The following is a 17,794-nucleotide window of genomic DNA, read 5'->3' on the forward strand; positions in this document are numbered from 1 at the left end:
GCTTGGCGGCCTGATCAAACAGGACAACAGCGACACCGTGTCCGCCGTGCCGTATCTGGGTCGTGTCCCGGGCCTGCGCTGGTTGTTTGGCAACACCAGCAAGAGCAAGAAGCGCACCGAGCTGGTCGTGCTGATCACCCCGCGGGTCATCACCAGCAACAGCCAGGCGCGGCAGGTGACCGATGACTATCGTCAGCAGTTGCAGCTGATCAAACCGACACCGGTGGGCCAGCGGTAAGGGCAAGGTGACGCGGAGCGTCGAGGCGCGCATACCCACGCAGAGCGTCGGCACGATCAGCGGGTGCAGTGGGCATAAAGCGGATGTGCCCAAGGACCTGAACTCCGCGCCCGGCGCGCACACCAACGGTATCCATGACTGGTTGCTATGAACCCGAGAGAGAGCACGCATTTGGACAGCACCGACGGTTTGCATTTCCCCGAAGACGAACGGGCACAGGCTCGCCGCTTCAACAAGAAGCTGGCCTGGTGGCCGCGGTTTCGCATCCGCAATCGTTTCACCCCGCTACTGATCCAGTCGCTGTTGCGCGTCGGTCAGCTCAATGGCGCGGCCAGGCTGGCCCGGCATGGCTTGCACGCTGAAAGCACAACGGCCAGCGTCAACGGCGATCGGGTGCCGGTGAGGATCATCCGGCCCAGGGGCGCCATCAAAGGCGTGGTGCTGGACTTTCATGGTGGCGGCTGGGTGATCGGCAACGCGCAGATGAACGATGACCTGAACGTGGCCATGGTGCGGGACTGTGGCGTGGCCGTTGTCTCGGTCGATTACCGGCTGGCCGGCGCTACGCCGGTTGAAGGGCTGATGGACGATTGCCTGGTCGCTGCACGCTGGCTGCTGGGAGACGGCTGTCAGGAGTTCGCCGGCCTGCCGGTAATCGTTGTCGGCGAATCGGCGGGCGGGCACCTGGCGGCAGCGACCCTGCTGCAGCTCAAGGCATGGCCCGAACTGTTCCAGCGCGTGTACGGCGCCCTGCTCTATTACGGCGTTTACGACTTGACGGGCACACCGAGCGTACGCGCTGCAGGCGCCGACACGCTGGTGCTGGACGGGCCGGGCATGGTCGACGCCTTGCGCAGGCTGACGCCGGGCATCAGCGATGCGCAGCGCCAGTCAGCGCCGCTTTCTCCGTTGTACGGCGATTTCGCAGGCTTCCCGCCCGCGTTGATGTGGGTCGGCGAACTCGACCCGTTACGAGACGACACCCTGCAGCTGGCGGATCGCTGGGCGAAGACCGCCGGGGTCGAAGTGCACCTGCTGCCGGACGCGCCCCACGGCTTCATCCACTTCCCGACCCTGATGGCCGACCGCGTGCTGGAACACAGCCGCGCCTGGATTCGTCAGCGCATCCAGTCCGTTGCGGGGTGATCGGGTTTTACTGACCAGTGGGGTTTGCCGTCGCACTGATCAGTGGGACTCGCCGTCGCGCTGACCCGTAGGACTGGCTTTAGCCGGGAAGGCGTCAGCAGCCATACCGCTAAATTGAGGGTGTACCGAGAGGCCCCTTCCCGGCTGAAGCCGGTCCTACTAAAAAGCATCGCGTACAGCCAGTGGAATTCGCGGTGGCGCCGGTATCACTGGAAAAGCATCGCGTGCCGCCAGTGGGATTGGGTGTGGACTCGAATGTGGGACCGGCTTTAGCCGGGAAGGCGTCAGTTGTCTCGCCGCGAAAATGAAGGTGTTTGGACTGGCCTCCTCCCGGCTGAAGCCGGTCCCACTAGAAAAGCATTGCGTGCAGCCAGTGAGATTCGCGGTTGCGCCGGTCCCACTGGAAAAGCATTGCGTGCAGCCAGTGAGATTCGCGGTGACGCCGGTCCCACTAAAAAGCATTGCGTGCAGCCAATGATTTGCGGTGGCGCCGGTCCTGTAAAACGCAATGTGATCGAACCCCTCGCGCTGGCTCAGGTCTGCTGATCTATCGCTTACCCGGAGTGTCATCGATGTCCCCGCATCACACCCTTGTCCTGCTCGCCCGGTCTGGCTATGCCGCCCGCGGCGTTCTGTACCTGATCATCGGTATTTTTGCCTTGTTGGCTGCGCGTGATTCGTCTCGCCCCAAAGACAGCCACAGCAGCCTGGAAGCCCTGTTTAGCCAGCCGTTCGGCCACATTCTGGTCGGTCTGGTGGTCGCAGGCCTGCTCGCGTTCGCCGCCTGGCGCGTTTTGCAGGCGACGCGTGACGTTGACCACCACGGCACCGAGCTCAAGGGCCTGGTCATCCGCGCAGGGTTGCTGGCGGGAGGGCTGGTCAACGGTGCGCTGGCGTTCTTTGCCCTGGGCCTGCTGATCGACGGTCTGCGCAGTTCCGGCGGCTCCGGCGGCGGCCAGACCCAGGACCTGCTCTCCCACCTGCTGTCGTGGAAGCATTCCAATCTGGTGGTGTACCTCGTCGCGCTGGTGCCGCTGGGTGTGGGCATCGCGCACCTGTTCAAAGGCTGGAAAGCGTCGTTCGAGAGGTACTTCGAAGCCGACGATGAGGTCATGAAATACGTGACCCCGGTCTCACGTTTCGGCCTTATCGCCAGGGGCGTGGCGTTCATCGAAATGGGCGTGCTGCTGGCCGTCAGCGGTTCGAGCTATCAGGCGATGCACCCGCCCGGCCTGAAAGATGCGCTCAATGCCCTGCAAAACCTGCCGGCCGGCGGCGTCGTATTAATGGTGATGGCGCTGGGGCTGATTGCGTTTTCGGTGTACAGCTTTGCCGAAGCCGCCTGGCGGCGGATTAACATGGACGTCCCCGGAATGACGCATTTGCACGCGCCGCGCTGAGCCGGCTCGTGTAACGTGCCGCCATACCACGCACTTAAAGCACTCGAGGCGCTGAGCCGTGAATCACCAGAGTAATGCACCGCGGTCGGCAGCCTTCTCGGGCGGCGGAAACGCGGGGAACGTGTTTCGCACCCACAACTGGTCGGACACCGAACTGGGCGACCCCGCCCACTGGCCCCAGCCGCTCACCACGCTGGTACGCGTCATGCTCAGCTCCGGGCAACCCATGTTCATCGCTTGGGGCCCGCAGCGCGTCCTGCTCTATAACGACGGTTACGCGCCCATGCTCGGCGAGCGCCACCCCAGCGCATTCGCCCGGCCGTTCTTCGAGACATGGCCCGAGGTCCGCCAGGAGGTCGGCGCCTTGATGGACAAGGTGTTCGATGGCGAGCCGGTGCAAATGGACGACCTGACGCTCACGCTGTACCGCAACGGCTACCCCGAAGAAACCCATTTCTCGTTCTCCTACACCCCGGTGCCGGACGAGCACGGCGCGGTGATGGGCCTGTTCTGTGCCTGCACCGAAACCACGGGACGCGTCAGCGCCGAGCGCCAGCAAGTGATCGACGCCAAACGTGAACGCGATCGTCTGTTCGAAATGAGCCGCGACCTGTTCGGCGTCGCCACCTTCGACGGCTACCTGAAATCCGTCAACCCGGCGTGGTCACTTCAGCTCGGCCGCTCGACCGAAGCGCTGCTGGCGCGGCCGTTTTCGGAAATCATCCATCCTGACGACCTGGCGCTGACAGGTGATGTTGTCGCGACGCTTCAGTCAGGCAAACCGGTGCATCAATTCCACGTCCGGTTGCTCAAGGCGGACGGCACGCCTATTTCGTTCGCCTGGTCCGCTGTGCCCGATGATCAACCCGACAGCGGCAGTTTCTACACGGTCGGCCGGGACATCAGTGAAGACCTGCGCCGTGAGGAGACGCTCAGGCAGGGTCACAAAATGGAGGCCGTGGGGCAACTCACCGGTGGCCTGGCCCATGATTTCAATAACCTGCTGCAGGCCGCCCAGGGTTGCCTGGACCTTATCCTTCGTTCGCCGCAGGACCCACAACGCGTCACGCGACTGGCCCGTAACGGGTTGCAGGCGACCGAACGCGGCGCCAAGCTCACTGCGCAACTGCTGGCGTTTTCCCGCGCGCAGAAGTTCGAGCTTCGGCCCATCGATGTCGTCGGCCTGATCAAGGGCATGACCGAGATTCTCAACAGCTCCGTCGGCCCGTTGATCAGGGTCAACACGGCCACCGAAGGGTGTGCCCCCAGTGTTTTGTCGGACCCGACGCAGCTGGAAATGGCCCTGTTGAACCTGGCCATCAACGCCCGTGATGCCATGCCCGAGGGCGGCGAGTTGACCCTCGCCGTCAGCGAAAAAAGCGTGCAGGAGGACGCAGACCTGCAGCCAGGCGACTACGTAGAGATTCGCGTATCCGACACCGGCACGGGCATGTCCGCAGCAGTCGCCGCGCGCGCCTTCGAACCGTTCTATACCACCAAGGGCGTCGGGCGGGGCACTGGGCTGGGCCTGAGTCAGGTCTACGCGATGGCGAAGCAGGCCGGGGGCACCGCGCGCATCGAGCCGCAGGCGCCGCGAGGGACGACCGTGGTGGTGTGGCTGCCCTCGGTTGAACCGGTGCGCGCCCTGGCCGATGTCCATCAAGACAGGGCGACCCAGGCAAGCTACGGCCCTAAAAAGGTGTTGGTCGTCGATGACGACCCCGACGTCAGGCTGTTCATCGCCAACTCGCTGGAGACCCTGGGCTTTCAGGTAACGGCGGCCGAGGATGCCGAACGCGGGCTTGCGCTGCTCGACAACGCCGACCCCGACCTGCTGGTGGTGGATTTCGCCATGCCGGGGATGAACGGTGCACAAATGGCCGAGGTGGTGAAGACCCGGCGGCCTGACCTGCCCATCATCTTTGCCAGCGGCTATTCGGAGACTGCTGCCATCGAGCGTGCGGTGGGCCCAGACGCGATTCTGCTGAGAAAACCGTTCAGCGTCGCCGACCTGCAGGGCGTGCTCGACACGGTGCTTGCAGGTTAGCGCCTGAGGCAGTGAATGGGCCCGCTCACGGGCGTGTTATTGCGGTCGGGGCTGACGGATTGGCAGCTCGACCCGAAAAGTCGTGCCAACCCCAACGCTGCTCTGCACGCTGATCGTGCCGCGGTGCTTCTGGATGATGCCGTAGGAAAGCGACAGACCTAGCCCCGTGCCCTTCCCAACCGGTTTGGTGGTGAAGAACGGATCGAAGATCTTCTGCAGAATATGCTCGGGTATGCCGGCTCCCGTATCACTCACCTCAAGCCATACACTTTGCCCTTCCACGCCGTTGCGCAGGGTGATCGTGCCCCTCTCCGGCCCGATGGCCTGTGCGGCATTGACCACCAGATTCATCACCACCTGATTGAGCTGCGCAGGCAGGCATTCAATGTCCGGCAGCGGCTGGAACTGCTTGATCACGTCGGCCTTGTACTTCACCTCGTTGGCAACGATGTTCAGCGTCGAATCAATTCCCCGCTGCAGGTTCGCCCATTGCCACTGAGGGCTGGTGTCAACCCGGGAGAACTCCTTCAAGTCCTTCACGATCTGCGCCGCGCGGCCTACCCCGTCGCGCGATTCCTGGATCATCAGTGGAATTTCCTCCTCGATGAACGGCAGGTCCAGGTGCTCCTTGAGCGCACGAAGCTCTTCGATGATCTGTGGCGACACGATCTGGCTTTCAGCGGCCTTGTAGGCCTCCAGCACTTCCTGAAACTTGCAGAAGTACTGCGCCAGGGTACCCAGGTTCGACGATATGAAGCCAATGGGGTTATTGATCTCGTGGGCGATGCCCGCTGCCAGTTGCCCCAGAGACGCCAGCTTCTCCGACTGCACCAATTGGCCTTCAAGCGCCTTGCGCTCGTCGATTTCCGCCTGCAGCGCATGGCTGGCCTGCTTGAACTCCTGAGTGCGACGTTCCACGCGAAGTTCCAGGTCATGCATCTTCAACTGTGCGCGTTCAGTCATTTCCCACTTGCTGGTCAACGCGTTCGCGAGTTGCATGACCTCGATGTTGTCGAACGGTTTTTTCAGAATCAACAACCGGTCACGGCCGTCCAGACGCGCCAGCAGTTCGCCCCACGAATGGTCGGTAAAGGCCGTGCAAATCACCACTTGCAGGCGCGGGTCGGCGTGCCAAAGATGTTCGATCGTTTCTACCCCGTCCCAGCCCTGGGGCATGCGCATGTCGACGAACGCCATGGCGAAAGGCTGGGCGTCGGCCATGCCCTGCTGGATGTGCTGCAACCCTTGCTGACCGCCGTAGGCCGAGCACAGCTCGAACGGCACGACTTCGGGCGCCGCCTCGGTGCCAAAAAGCGCGGCCTCAAGATCGTCAAGCGCCGGCGTCAAATCCGCCGCCGGAGCCAGTATCTTGCGAAAGTCATCGTGTATCGACGGGGTGTCATCGACCAGTAGAATTCGCCGATTGCTTACATTCATGCTTCACCTGCGTCGGTTATCAGCGGAATTTCCAGGGTGAACGTTGCGCCCGCGCCAGGCCCGTCACTGTGGGCGGTCAACCGGCCTTTCATTTCGACAGCGGCCAGTGCACAGCTGTGCAAGCCAAAGCCGTGGCCTTCCTTGCGCGTGGTGAAGCCATGGGTAAACAAGCGCGCCATATTCGCCGGGGTAATGCCCTCACCATCGTCCTTGACGCTGACCTGCAGCCAGGCACGGTCCAGCACATGGATGCCCAACGTCAGTGCCCTCACCTTCTCGCTGGTGCCGGTCATGGCAAAGCGCGCGTTGCTGATGAGATTGACCATGATGAGCAATAGCCTGTGTTTATCGGCGACGATTACAGGGACTTGCTCGAAGTCGCGGCGGATATCGACCTGCTGCCTGTGTAAGGCGCCGGAGTTGATCCGCAGGGCATCTTCCATCAGGTCCACGATATGAACCGGCTCCACCAGGTTGGCGACCCCGGCATAGGACTGCTGGGTGGCGACAATCTCCTTGATGTGGTCAACGCTGGTGCTGAGGTGGTGCAGCTCATCGATAACGCTTTGCCGCTCGGCGGTCATCGCTTCAACCAGCTGATTGAGGTATCCGGGCACCAACCGGCCTTTGGGATCCTCGCTGAAAAAGCGACCCAGGTCCGCGCCGTGGGCGTTGATCAGTTGCATGGCTTTTTCCAGCCCGGCGCTTTTGCTGTTGCGCACCTGACGCGTGACCATTTCGGCGGACACGTTAACGCTGTTGAGGATATTGCCGACGTTGTGCAGCACGTTGGTGGCAATCTCCGCCATGCCGGACTGGCGCGCGGCATCCAGCAACTCCGCCTGCGCATCCTTGAGTTCCCGGGTGCGCGTTTCAACCCGCTGTTCCAGCCCTTCGTTGGCCGCCTGAAGGTCTTCGTTGACCCGATTGATCACCTGATAACTGTGCAACAGCCGCTTGCCCAGAAACGCTAACAGGCACACGGCGATGATCGAGAATATCTGCAAGTAGGTGTGGTAGCGCTGGTTGGTGGTATCGACGCGCTGTTGATCTTGATCGAGCAGTGCGTTGACGCGATCCAGTTGCCCGGCCACCGGCAGCGCCGTTATTCGGGCCAACAGGTCATTCACCAGAGGTTGCTCGCGCAAGATAAGGGCCACGTGATTGCTGAGGTTTTCCATCGCCGGTAGAAAACCGGCTGGCAGCACCTGCTTGTTAATCGCGAGCTGGTTGAGGCCCAGCAGGACCTCGGCTGCCTTGGTGTCCGTGGTTGCCTGAGAGAATTCCAGGCAACTGAGCAACACGTCGTAGGTGTCCGTGGCGATGTTCTGCAGCCTCAGCCGCTCGCCAGGATGGAGCTGCGCGAATTGCAGTTGTATATCGTCTTCGGCAGTGGCAAGAAATGTCAGGGAATTGCGCAAAACGGCATTGTGGGATTTGAACTGCTCGACGAGCCGCGCCTTCTCGCCAATCGCTTGGACGAACCCGTCGCGGTCCGCCCTCCAGCGAACGGCATCAGGCCCTTTCGGGTCTCCCAGCAACTCGGTGAGTTGCACCCACAGGCGCTGGATTTCGGCGAGCGGAAACACCAGCCGATCATAGTCGTGGGTCAGTGCAATCCGGCTCTTGAGGATTTCGGTCTCCCATTGGGCGTTGAGCTGCTTGATCTGCCGCACCAGGTCCCGGGACTGCGTGTATGACTCGGATGTATCCGTCTGCGAGCGCGCATACAGATAGCTGAGGCCCAAGACCAGCGCCAGCGCGATCGCGGCGAGCACCAGTTGCCTCACCACCGTCGAGGGGCGTCTCATAGAGGCTTGCCTTGCCATCGGCCGGTCAAGGTATTAAGGAACAGCACGATCAAACGTTTGTCCTCCTCGCTCGGCAGGCGCCCCAATTGATACTTGAACATCACGTCTACGGCATCGACCAGCGTAGCCGCCGAGGCATCGTGAAAGTACGGTGCGGTGACGGCTACGTTGCGCAGGCTGGGCACCTTGAACACGTAGCGGTCTTCTTCGTCACCGGTGACCCGATAACGGCCGAGATCGGCGTCGGCGAGGTGGCCTCGCGCCTGGAAATAATCGCCCATGACGCCAAACTTCTGGAACATATTGCCGCCGATGTTCACCCCCTGATGGCAGGCGATGCAGCCGTACTCCTTGAAGCGTTGATAGCCGTATTTTTCCTCCGTGGTCAAGACCTCGGTCTCACCGCTCAGGTAATGGTCGAAGCGCGAGTCGGTGCTCAACAGCGTGCGCAGATAGCTGGCCAGCGCATTCTGCACAGTGGCTGCAGCGATGCCTTCGGGGTAGGCCGCCATGAACTCGCTGCGATAGGCCGCATCGTTGCCAAGGGTGGCCAGCAGCGCGGTCCAGGTCGTGGCCATTTCGTCGGGGCTGCGCACCACGGCGTCGATCTGTTGCTCAAGCGTGTCGGCGCGACCGTCCCAGAACTGTTTGAAATTAAGACTGGCGTTGAACACGGATGGCGTATTCACCGGCTCCGGTTGGCCGTTGGCGTTGATCGAAAAAGCCTTGTTATCAGCCCCGCCGCGGTCCAACTGATGGCAACTGGAGCAGGACACGCTGGCATTGGCCGACAAGCCTGGGTCGTTGAACAGCTTGCGCCCGAGTTCGACCCGGGCGGGGTCCAGCATCGGCGGCGCAGGCAACGGCTTGAGCGGCTCATCGAGTGGCTGGGCGTTGACCACGACGCCGCCGAGGATAAGCCAGGTCATCAGCAGCGCTGTGAATTGTCGAACGGCCATGCTCAACCTCGTCATCCTGTCGAGCCGTGGCAATTGCCTACCACTCATGCCTCTGTGTCGGCTTGATAAGGGTGAAGTTTAGGGCCGTATTTATATTCTCCAGGCCCTGCCACCGGGCGATGCATTTCGTCTAACCTTGCGTCATGCAGGGCGTTTGAGCTCAGTAACGTTTCCGATATAGACGTGAGGTCCCATCATGGAAGACTCATCCAGTGGTGCATTGCAACCACGTCCCGCCGTGCTGTTGGTGGACGACGAAGAGCCCATATTGAACAGCCTGCGCCGTCTCCTGCGCGGCCAGCCCTATGACGTGCTGTTGGCCACCGGTGGCGAGCAGGCTCTGGCAATCATGGCCGAACGACGCATCGACCTGATCGTCAGCGATGCGCGCATGCCGAACATGGACGGCGCGACGCTGCTGGCGCGTGTCTACGCCTCGTACCCGGACACCGTTCGCATTCTGCTCACCGGCTACGCCGATCTGGAGACCATTGCCAAGGCCATCAACGAAGGTCAGATCCATCGCTACATCGCCAAGCCCTGGACGGATGAAGAACTTGTTTTGACGTTGCGCCAGTCGCTCGCCTTGCAGTTTTCCGAACGTGAGCGGCAGCGTCTCGAGCGCCTGACCCAACGTCAGAACGACGAGCTGAAAAGCCTCAACGCGACGTTGGAAAAACGCGTGCTAGCCCGCACTTCGGAGCTACAGCAGACCGCGGACATGCTTGACCTCGCCTACGAAGAGCTCAAGCACAGTTACGCCACGGGGACCGAGGTGTTTTCACTGCTGGTCAACCAGCGCCTGCCGCCAGACAAGCAGACCAACCGCCAGGTCATCGACCTGATCAACGCCTGTGGCGAACAGTTTGCCCTCGACGAGGCAACCCGACGCGACCTGGGCATGGCCGCCGCGCTTTACAACATCGGCAAGCTAGGCTGGAGCGACGCGCTGATCAACACCCCTGCGGACCAGGTCACGCACGCCGACAAGGCGACGTACTACGGTTATCCGCAGCAAAGTGAATCCCTGTTGATGACCCTGGAGCCGATGCAGGATGCGACCAGGCTTATACTTCATCATCAGGAGCGCTGGGATGGCACGGGTTTCCCCGCGCGGCTCAAGGGCGAGGCGATCCCTTACGGCGCACGTCTGCTCAAGCTGGCGGTGGATTTCATCGAGCTGCAGCGCGGCCTGATCATGGAACGGCACATGAGCAGCGACGAGGCGCTTCTCTTTGTCCGCAAATATGCCGGCAAGCTCTATGACCCGGCCCTGATCGAGGGTTTTGCCGCCGCATGCGCCTCTTATCTGAACGATGCGATCCTCAACGATCCTCTTGTCAAAGCGGTCAGTACGCGTGATCTGGTCCCCGGTATGACGCTGGTGCGCAACCTCAATGCCGAAAACGGCATGCTGCTGCTCAACGCCGGCAAACTCCTCAACGCTGCGCTGATCGCCAAGCTGACCGCGTTCGAGGCCATGGAGAACAAGGCCAGGTACACCATTTTCGTACGCTTGCCAGAGAAGCCCGCGGGCGTGGCCGAACCCAGCGCCTGAGGCCGGTGCCGGACTGCATTATTCCGTTACACGTTCACGAGATCGAAAACTGTGGCTGTCAAGCTGAGCGCGTCGGGCCTATCCGGCGCATTTCCAGCCCTCCTCCACAGGATCTTTCCATGAAAATCAGCGTTTTCGGTAGCGGGTATGTCGGACTGGTGCAAGCCACCGTGCTTGCTGAAGTGGGCCACGATGTGGTCTGCATGGACATCGATCAGGCCAAGGTCGAGCAGTTGCGCCAGGGTCAGGTGCATCTCTTTGAGCCGGGGCTGGCCAGCCTGGTGCGCGAGAACCTGGAAAACAAGCGCCTGCATTTCACCACGGACACCCGGCAGGCGGTCGAGCACGCCGAGGTGCTGTTCATCGCCGTGGGCACCCCGTCCTGCGACGACGGTTCGGCCGACCTGAGTGGCTTTTTCGCCGTCGGCGAGGCGATCGCAGCGCACCGTTCAGAGCCGCTGATCATCGTTGAGAAGTCCACGGTGCCCGTCGGCAGCGGCGACGCCTTGCGCGCGCACATCGACAAGGCGCTGCGTCAGGCCGGGCGACTGTTGCAGTTCGATATCGTCTCCAACCCCGAGTTTCTCAAGGAAGGCTCGGCGGTCAACGACTGCCGGCGCCCGGACCGGATCGTCATCGGCTGCGACAATGACGCCGTGCGCAAGGTCATGCGCGAGCTGTACGCGCCCTTCAACCGCAACCATGACCGGATCATGTTCATGGACCTGCGCAGCGCCGAGCTGACCAAGTACGCGGCCAATTGCATGCTCGCGACCAAGATCAGCTTCATCAACCAGATCGCCGAACTGGCCGAGCACCTGGGAGCGGACGTGGAGTCGGTGAGGCTGGGCATCGGTGCGGATTCGCGCATCGGTTATGACTTCATTTACCCCGGTTGCGGCTACGGCGGCTCGTGCTTCGGCAAGGACATTCGCGCCCTGATCCACAGCGCCCGGGAAGCCCACTGCTCCAACGACCTGCTGGCGGTGGTCGAGGCGATCAACGAGCGGCAGAAGAATAAACTCTTCGAACGGGTCAAGGCGTTCTACCAAGGGGACTTGCGCGGCAAGACCTTCGCTTTGTGGGGGCTGGCGTTCAAGCCCAACACCGATGACATGCGCGACGCGCCGAGCCGGGTGCTGATGGAAGCGCTGTGGGACGCCGGCGCCACCGTGCGCGCGTTCGACCCCGAAGCGATGCAGGAGACCCAACGGCTCTACGGCCACCGCAACGACCTGATCCTGATGGGCACGCCGGAGTCGACGCTGAACGACGCCGACGCGCTGATCATCTGCACCGAATGGCAACAGTTCAAGGCCCCGGATTTCGAGCTGATCCAGCAACGCCTTGCCGCCCCGGTGATCTTCGACGGCCGCAACCTGTACGACACCGAGCGGCTGGCGCAAAACGGCTTTCATTACTTCCCGATCGGTCGTGGAGAATCTTGTGAATTGCCGATGCCGCAGAAACAGTGGATGCCGTACAAAAGCGTGGCAGGTGGAGCGATGGTGTAGCGACCGACGCCTTCCCGGCTGAAGCCGGTCCTACATTTAGGGCTCAGCGCCGATCCCACCGGATGCACCCGGAGCAAAATGGGTCCAGCGGCAATCCCGCTGACTGTACGCGGCGGTGCTTTAGTGGGACCGGCTTTAGCCGGGAAGAGGCCCGTGTGTTCGCTCGAGATTTAGCGGTGTCACAACTGACGCCTTCCCGGCTGAAGCCGGTCCCACATTAAATGCTCACCGCCGATCCCGCCGGATGCATCCGGCGCAAAATGGGCCAGGCCCAATCCCGCTGACTGTACGCGGCGCTTTAGTGGGACCGGCTTTAGCCGGGAAGAGGCCCGTGTGTTCGCTCGAGATTAGCGGTGTAACAACTGACGCCTTCCCGGCTGAAGCCGGTCCTACATTGAGGGCTCAGCGGCAATCCCACCGAATGCACCCGGCGCAAAATGGGTCCAGCGGCAATCCCGCTGGATGCACGCGATGTGGTCCAGGCCCAATCCCGCTGACTGCACGCGATGCTTTGGTGGGACCGGCTTTAGCCGGGAAGAGGCCCGTGTGTTCGCTCGAGATTTCGCGGGGTGACAACTGACGCCTTCCCGGCTGAAGCCGGTCCCACATTGAGGGCTCAGCGGCGATTCTACCGGATGCACCCAAAGCCAAATGGGCTAAGCGCCGATCCCACCGGATGCACCCAGAGCAAAATGGGACCAGCCCCAATCCCGCTGACTGTACGCGGTGCTTTAGTGGGACCGGCTTTAGCCGGGAAGAGGCCCGTGTGTTCGCTCGAGATTTAGCGGTGTCACAACTGACGCCTTCCCGGCTGAAGCCGGTCCTACATTGAGGGCTCAGCGGCAATCCCACCGGATGCACCCAGAGCCAAATGGGCTCAGCGGCAATCCCACCGGATGCATCCGGCGCAAAATGGGCCAGGCCCAATCCCGCTGACTGTACGCGGCGCTTTAGTGGGACCGGCTTTAGCCGGGAAGAGGCCCGTATGTTCGATCGAGATTAGCGGTGTGACACCTGACGCCTTCCCGGCTGAAGCCGGTCCCACATTAAAGGCTCAGTGGCGATTCTACCGGATGCACCCAAAGCCAAACGGGCTCAGCGGCAATCCCACCGGATGCACCCAGAGCCAAATGGGCTCAGCGGCAATCCCGCTGGATGCACCCAGAGCAAAGTGGGCTCAGCGGCAATCCCACCGGATGCACCCGGCGCAAAATGGGTCCAGCCCCAATCCCGCTGACTGTACGCGGTGCTTTAGTGGGACCGGCTTTAGCCGGGAAGAGGCCCGTGTGTTCGCTCCAGATTCAGCGGTTTGGCAGCTGACGCCTTCCCGGCTGAAGCCGGTCCCACATTGAGGGCTCAGCGGCGATTCTACCGGATGCACCCAAAGCCAAATGGGCTCAGCGGCAATCCCACCGAATGCACCCGGCGCAAAATGGGTCCAGCGGCAATCCCGCTGGATGCACGCGATGTGGTCCAGGCCCAATCCCGCTGACTGCACCCGCCGCATTAGTAGGACCGGCTTTAGCCGGGAAGAGGCCCGTGTGTTCGCTCGAGATTTAGCAGTGTGACCACTGACGCCTTCCCGGCTGAAGCCGGTCCCACATTAAAGGCTCAGTGGCGATTCTACCGGATGCACCCAAAGCCAAATGGGCTCAGCGGCAATCCCACCGGATGCACCCGGCCGAAAATGGGTCCAGGCCCAATCCCGCTGAGTGCACGCGATGCTTTAGTGGGACCGGCTTTAGCCGGGAATAGGCCCGTATGTTCGATCGAGATTAGCGGTGTGACACCTGACGCCTTCCCGGCTGAAGCCGGTCGCACATTAAAGGCTCAGCGGCGATCCCGCTGACTGAACGCGATGCTTTAGTAGGACCGGCTTCAGCCGGGAAGCGGTCGTTGCGACAACAAGATATTCACAACACCCGGACCTATTTTTGACAATCACCGCCCTACCATCCCGCCACTGTCGCAAGCGTGGAATCATTTATATGCTGGTTGTTGAAGACCTGGTGCTGGATACCGGAAAGTACCGGGCATTTCGTGCCGACAAACACTTGAAACTCAACCCGACCAACATCGACATACTGGCGTTGCTGATGTTGAAAAGTCCCGGCATTGTCAGCAAAGAAGAGATCGCAGAAATGCTCTGGGGCGAACACGGCGCCGACAAAAGTGCTGGCCTCGGGACGCGGGTGCATCAGATCAGAAAAGTGGTCGATGACGGCTTTGCGTTTCCGCTGGTTCATACCGTGTATGGCGTCGGCTATCAACTTCGTAAATAGCGGCAAACACCGCCCTTCGCTTCACTGACCTCCCGTCATCGCCAGTTGCTTCCAGTCCTCGGGATTCAGCACGCCTCTAATAACGGGCCGACTGCGTTTATCCAGCGAGATAAATACCGCACTGCTGTATTCGCTGGTGTCGGCATTGGGATAACCCTGCTGACGTTCGATCTGGCCTATGCATTCGCTGTGAGTCACCAACACCAGATTACGCTGAGACGCCTTGTGGGCCATGACCTGCCCAAGGTTCATCTTCTCGCAATCAAACAGCCAATCCTGGGACGCGACCGGATGGCCGAACAAGGCTGCGGCGGTTTGTGCGGTGCGCGTGGAGGGGCTGGTGAGGACATCGGTCTGGCTCAAGCCCAACTGGCTGATTGAACGTCCGACGTCGGCAGACACTTGGCTGCCGTTGCGGGTGATCCCGTCTTTCGGCCCGAGGCATTCATTGTCCGAGCGGTCGCAGCGCTCGCCGTGACGCACCAGCACAACCACCTCGCCTTTCTTCCAGCTTTCATAGAGGCCCGCCCTGCTCATGTTTTCGCCGCTGGCGAGTTCAATCGGCGAACGCGGCCAATAGGTGTAGCCCGTCAGCAGTAGAAGCAACACGGCGATAGCGCCGGTGCTCAGCAACACCCTTAGCGTATGGCGGTGTCCAGGTAATCGCCTCGCCACAGGCGCGGACGGAGTATCAAAGTGGTCTTGCATCATGTTGCTCCGACTATTAGCCCATCGCTGAACGGGCGTCTGTGTCTTGGGATAGCAACAAGCGTAAACAGCGATGCATTGTTATTCGGTGAATGGCACGTGAAAAAAAAGTGCTCGTTAATGCCGTTCATCGCGCTAGCTCAACAGCTGTTCATAAACATTCCAGCGATAGTGACTTACTTCGACAAACAGCCAAGTGCTTCATACCTTGAATAGAGTTTTCACATTGCCTTCACCGCCGCTTGACCTCCGTTCGTCTAGTTTTCATGGGTCGGCAACGGCTCGGCAAAGTTGATCATTTACGTCTATCGGGACACGCCAACGTGCGAAGCGAACCATTGAGATTTTTCGCCTGGAACCTGGGTTTGCCGCTCGCGATTGCGCTGGCGATATTTGCGGTCTTCGACCTCACTTCGCTGGACGAGATCATCAGCAACTGGCTGTACTACCCAAACCACGAATTCCCGTTTGGCCACAATCGCCTGTTTGAGAACCTGACCCACCGCTGGCCGCGGATCATTCCCGACCTCACCGGAGAAGCCGCGATCATCGGCTCGATCCTGTCGTTCATTTGGCCGCTGATGAAACCGGGGAAGCACGACCGCCTTCTGCGTTTGCTGGAAGCGCTGCGCATCGCCCCGCTGCTGCGCTTTACCGCTCGTTATCGCCGGGACTTTCTGTTCATCGTCGTGTCGTTCGCGGTGATCACCGGCATGATCCACTTCTTCAAAAGCCACACCAGCATCTACTGCCCGGTGGAAACCACGCTGTATGGCGGGACGATGGAGAAGAAGGAGTGGTTCGAGAACTTCAGCCTCTTCCATGAGGCCGGGCCGGGGCGCTGCTGGCCGGGCGGACATGCATCGGGCGGCTTCACGATGGTGGCGCTGTACTTCGTCGCGCGACGTCATCAATGGCGTCATGCCCGGGCGATTCTCTATGCATCGACGCTGCTGGGCGCGATTTACGGCACCACGCGTGTCTTGCAGGGCTGGCATTTCATGTCGCACACGTTCTGGGCCGGGGTGATCGTGTGGATCAGCGCGCTGCTCACCGCCCTGGCCTTTTATGGCTGGCGGCGGCTTGCGTCGCCGGCTGTGCAGGCACCCGGCTCAGCGCCGCCTGCGCCGGAACAAGCGCTGTCAGGACTCGGCTGAGTCGCCAGCCCAGAGCCGGCGCACCTGCGGATCAGCCTTCCCGCGGGCGATCCAGTCGCACAGCTGCGCCGCCGGCATCGGTTCGGCGATGCCGAAGCCCTGGGCGATCTCGCAGCCCATTTGCAGCAACCGGATCGCCTGCGCAGGGCTGTTGACACCCTCGGCGATCACTTCCTGACCGAACGCGGTGGCCAGGCCGATAATCGCCTGCAGGATCGAGATGTCCCCGGGGGCATCGAGCATGCCGTGAATAAACGTCTGGTCGATCTTCAACTGCGCCACCGGCAGTCGTTTCAGGTAACTCAGGGACGAATAACCGGTTCCGAAATCATCCAGCGCAAAACGCACCCCCAGTTGTTCGCATTTGAGCAGCGTGCTGGACACGCCCTCGACGCGGATGATGCCCGCTGCGCGTCAGGCCGGCAATGCACGCGGCAAGCGCCGCTCGTGATTTGAGTCCAGCCGCCCGGCGGTGGATATAACTGTCACACAGGCGCGAGCATTGCTGTCACACTGGCGCCGCCCGGATGGTGGCTCGGTGCTATGCCTTGTTAAACTGCTTGGCTGGCACGCGCCGCCGTTCATCCAGGGGCGCACATCCCATCCCCCGTCTCAAGTCCCCTATATGTTGAATTCCAGCGTCGAGATGTCGCCCATGAAGTCGGAAAACGTACAAACCGGCCCGCTGGATTTTCTCCTTGGAGGGGGTGAAATGGGGCAGCTGATCCGGGCGTTTGACTGGGCGTCGACGTCCCTGGGCGAGCCTGCGCACTGGCCGCAGTCGCTGCGATCGGCTATCAGCATTTGCCTGCATTCCAGCTTCCCGACGGCCATCTATTGGGGCGACGATTTCTGCCTGCTGTACAACGACGCCTGGGCGCCCATTCCAGCGGAACGGCATCCTGCGGTGCTGGGGCGGCCGGCACGTGAGGTCTGGCCGATCATCTGGGGCGTCGTCGGCCCGCAGCTTGAAGCGGCGGTTCGGGATGGCGAAGGCTTTTCGGCGTTTGATCAACCGCTGATGATGGAGCGCGGCGGGACCCTGCAAGAGACGTGGTGGAACTACAGCTTCACGCCGATTCGCGGCGAGAACGGGCGCATCGCCGGCGTGCTCAACCAGGGTCACGAAGTCACCGACCGAATTCTCTCGGAGCAGCGCAAGGCGTCGGAACTCGTCCGTCAGCGCAAAATGTTCGAGCAGGCGCCCGGTTTCATCACCGTGCTCCACGGCCCCGAACACCGCTTCGAATTCGTCAATCAGTCCTACATCCGGCTGTTCGGTGAGCGCGATTACGTTGGCAAGACCATTTACGAGGCGTTCCCGGAGCTGGGCGGTCAAGGCTTTTACGAGTGGCTCGATGCGGTCTACACCACCGGCGAGCGGCTGGTGCAGCAGCGCACGCCGATCCAGCTCAGCCATCCCGATGCGCCCTGCGAAGTGCGCTATCTGGATTTCATCTACGAACCGCTGCTGGATGATTCGGGCCAGATCACCGGGATTTTCTGCGAAGGCTACGACGTCACCGAGGCGCACCTG

14 protein-coding genes are annotated in these 17,794 nt (G+C 61.5%); 9 read left to right on the plus strand and 5 right to left on the minus strand.

What is annotated here, in order from left to right:
- The 4 genes from VF672_RS24230 to VF672_RS24245 form a co-directional block, all read left to right on the plus strand.
- Positions 1–238: hypothetical protein (locus tag VF672_RS24230; protein WP_331107727.1), on the plus strand; the 238-nt coding region annotated here is incomplete at its 5' end.
- 147 nt (positions 239–385) lie between these two features.
- Positions 386–1,384, plus strand: coding sequence for an alpha/beta hydrolase (locus tag VF672_RS24235; protein ID WP_331107729.1), 999 nt, complete (start codon positions 386–388; stop codon positions 1,382–1,384).
- 572 nt (positions 1,385–1,956) lie between these two features.
- A complete protein-coding gene (locus VF672_RS24240; protein WP_331107731.1) occupies positions 1,957–2,784 on the plus strand; it encodes a DUF1206 domain-containing protein in 828 nt (275 codons plus the stop codon).
- Positions 2,785–2,905: 121 nt separating this feature from the next.
- On the plus strand, positions 2,906–4,831 hold the full coding sequence (locus VF672_RS24245; protein ID WP_331107733.1) for a hybrid sensor histidine kinase/response regulator: 1,926 nt from the start codon (positions 2,906–2,908) through the stop codon (positions 4,829–4,831).
- A gap of 36 nt (positions 4,832–4,867) precedes the next feature.
- Here VF672_RS24245 and VF672_RS24250 read toward each other — a convergent pair whose 3' ends face one another.
- The 3 genes from VF672_RS24250 to VF672_RS24260 are packed head-to-tail and all read right to left on the minus strand — an operon-like array spanning position 4,868 to position 9,038.
- Positions 4,868–6,268, minus strand: coding sequence for an ATP-binding protein (locus VF672_RS24250; protein WP_331107735.1), 1,401 nt, complete (start codon positions 6,266–6,268; stop codon positions 4,868–4,870).
- Positions 6,265–8,079 carry a DAHL domain-containing protein gene (locus VF672_RS24255; RefSeq protein ID WP_331107737.1) on the minus strand — a complete coding sequence of 605 codons (1,815 nt, stop codon included), beginning with the start codon at positions 8,077–8,079 and terminating at the stop codon, positions 6,265–6,267. The genes VF672_RS24250 and VF672_RS24255 overlap by 4 nt, the downstream gene beginning before the upstream one ends.
- Positions 8,076–9,038 (minus strand): cytochrome-c peroxidase, encoded by a 963-nt coding sequence (locus VF672_RS24260; protein WP_414705656.1) that lies wholly within the window; start codon positions 9,036–9,038, stop codon positions 8,076–8,078. Before VF672_RS24260 ends, VF672_RS24255 begins: the two co-directional genes overlap by 4 nt.
- A gap of 196 nt (positions 9,039–9,234) precedes the next feature.
- Here VF672_RS24260 and VF672_RS24265 point away from each other — a divergent pair, with 196 nt between their 5' ends.
- The 3 genes from VF672_RS24265 (at position 9,235) to VF672_RS24275 (ending at position 14,392) form a co-directional block, all read left to right on the plus strand.
- Positions 9,235–10,596 carry an HD domain-containing phosphohydrolase gene (locus VF672_RS24265; protein WP_331107739.1) on the plus strand — a complete coding sequence of 454 codons (1,362 nt, stop codon included), beginning with the start codon at positions 9,235–9,237 and terminating at the stop codon, positions 10,594–10,596.
- A gap of 119 nt (positions 10,597–10,715) precedes the next feature.
- Positions 10,716–12,110, plus strand: coding sequence for a UDP-glucose/GDP-mannose dehydrogenase family protein (locus VF672_RS24270; RefSeq protein WP_331107741.1), 1,395 nt, complete (start codon positions 10,716–10,718; stop codon positions 12,108–12,110).
- A gap of 1,934 nt (positions 12,111–14,044) precedes the next feature.
- Positions 14,045–14,392, plus strand: coding sequence for a winged helix-turn-helix domain-containing protein (locus tag VF672_RS24275; protein WP_331107743.1), 348 nt, complete (start codon positions 14,045–14,047; stop codon positions 14,390–14,392).
- Between the two features lie 21 nt (positions 14,393–14,413).
- Here the strand turns inward: VF672_RS24275 and VF672_RS24280 are convergent, their stop codons facing one another.
- Positions 14,414–15,001, minus strand: coding sequence for a histidine phosphatase family protein (locus VF672_RS24280; protein WP_331107745.1), 588 nt, complete (start codon positions 14,999–15,001; stop codon positions 14,414–14,416).
- 422 nt (positions 15,002–15,423) lie between these two features.
- On the opposite strand from VF672_RS24280, the gene VF672_RS24285 reads away from it, so the two are divergent.
- On the plus strand, positions 15,424–16,257 hold the full coding sequence (locus VF672_RS24285; protein ID WP_331107747.1) for a phosphatase PAP2 family protein: 834 nt from the start codon (positions 15,424–15,426) through the stop codon (positions 16,255–16,257).
- Here the strand turns inward: VF672_RS24285 and VF672_RS24290 are convergent.
- Positions 16,243–16,641 (minus strand): EAL domain-containing protein, encoded by a 399-nt coding sequence (locus tag VF672_RS24290; RefSeq protein ID WP_331107749.1) that lies wholly within the window; start codon positions 16,639–16,641, stop codon positions 16,243–16,245. The two genes, VF672_RS24285 and VF672_RS24290, sit on opposite strands and share 15 nt — an antisense overlap.
- A gap of 241 nt (positions 16,642–16,882) precedes the next feature.
- On the opposite strand from VF672_RS24290, the gene VF672_RS24295 reads away from it, so the two are divergent.
- The coding region (locus VF672_RS24295; protein WP_331107751.1) for a PAS domain-containing protein at positions 16,883–17,794 on the plus strand (912 nt) is incomplete at its 3' end.

Origin of the sequence: Pseudomonas sp., assembly GCF_036387035.1 — a bacterium.
Taxonomy (GTDB): Bacteria; Pseudomonadota; Gammaproteobacteria; order Pseudomonadales; family Pseudomonadaceae; genus Aquipseudomonas.

Coding starts and splice junctions, on each gene's coding strand:
- VF672_RS24250 (WP_331107735.1), bottom strand. CDS start 6,268: ATGAATGTAAGCAATCGGCGAATTCTACTGGTCGATGACACCCCGTCG.
- VF672_RS24235 (WP_331107729.1), top strand. CDS start 386: ATGAACCCGAGAGAGAGCACGCATTTGGACAGCACCGACGGTTTGCAT.
- VF672_RS24265 (WP_331107739.1), top strand. CDS start 9,235: ATGGAAGACTCATCCAGTGGTGCATTGCAACCACGTCCCGCCGTGCTG.
- VF672_RS24240 (WP_331107731.1), top strand. CDS start 1,957: ATGTCCCCGCATCACACCCTTGTCCTGCTCGCCCGGTCTGGCTATGCC.
- VF672_RS24260 (WP_414705656.1), bottom strand. CDS start 9,038: ATGGCCGTTCGACAATTCACAGCGCTGCTGATGACCTGGCTTATCCTC.
- VF672_RS24270 (WP_331107741.1), top strand. CDS start 10,716: ATGAAAATCAGCGTTTTCGGTAGCGGGTATGTCGGACTGGTGCAAGCC.
- VF672_RS24255 (WP_331107737.1), bottom strand. CDS start 8,079: ATGAGACGCCCCTCGACGGTGGTGAGGCAACTGGTGCTCGCCGCGATC.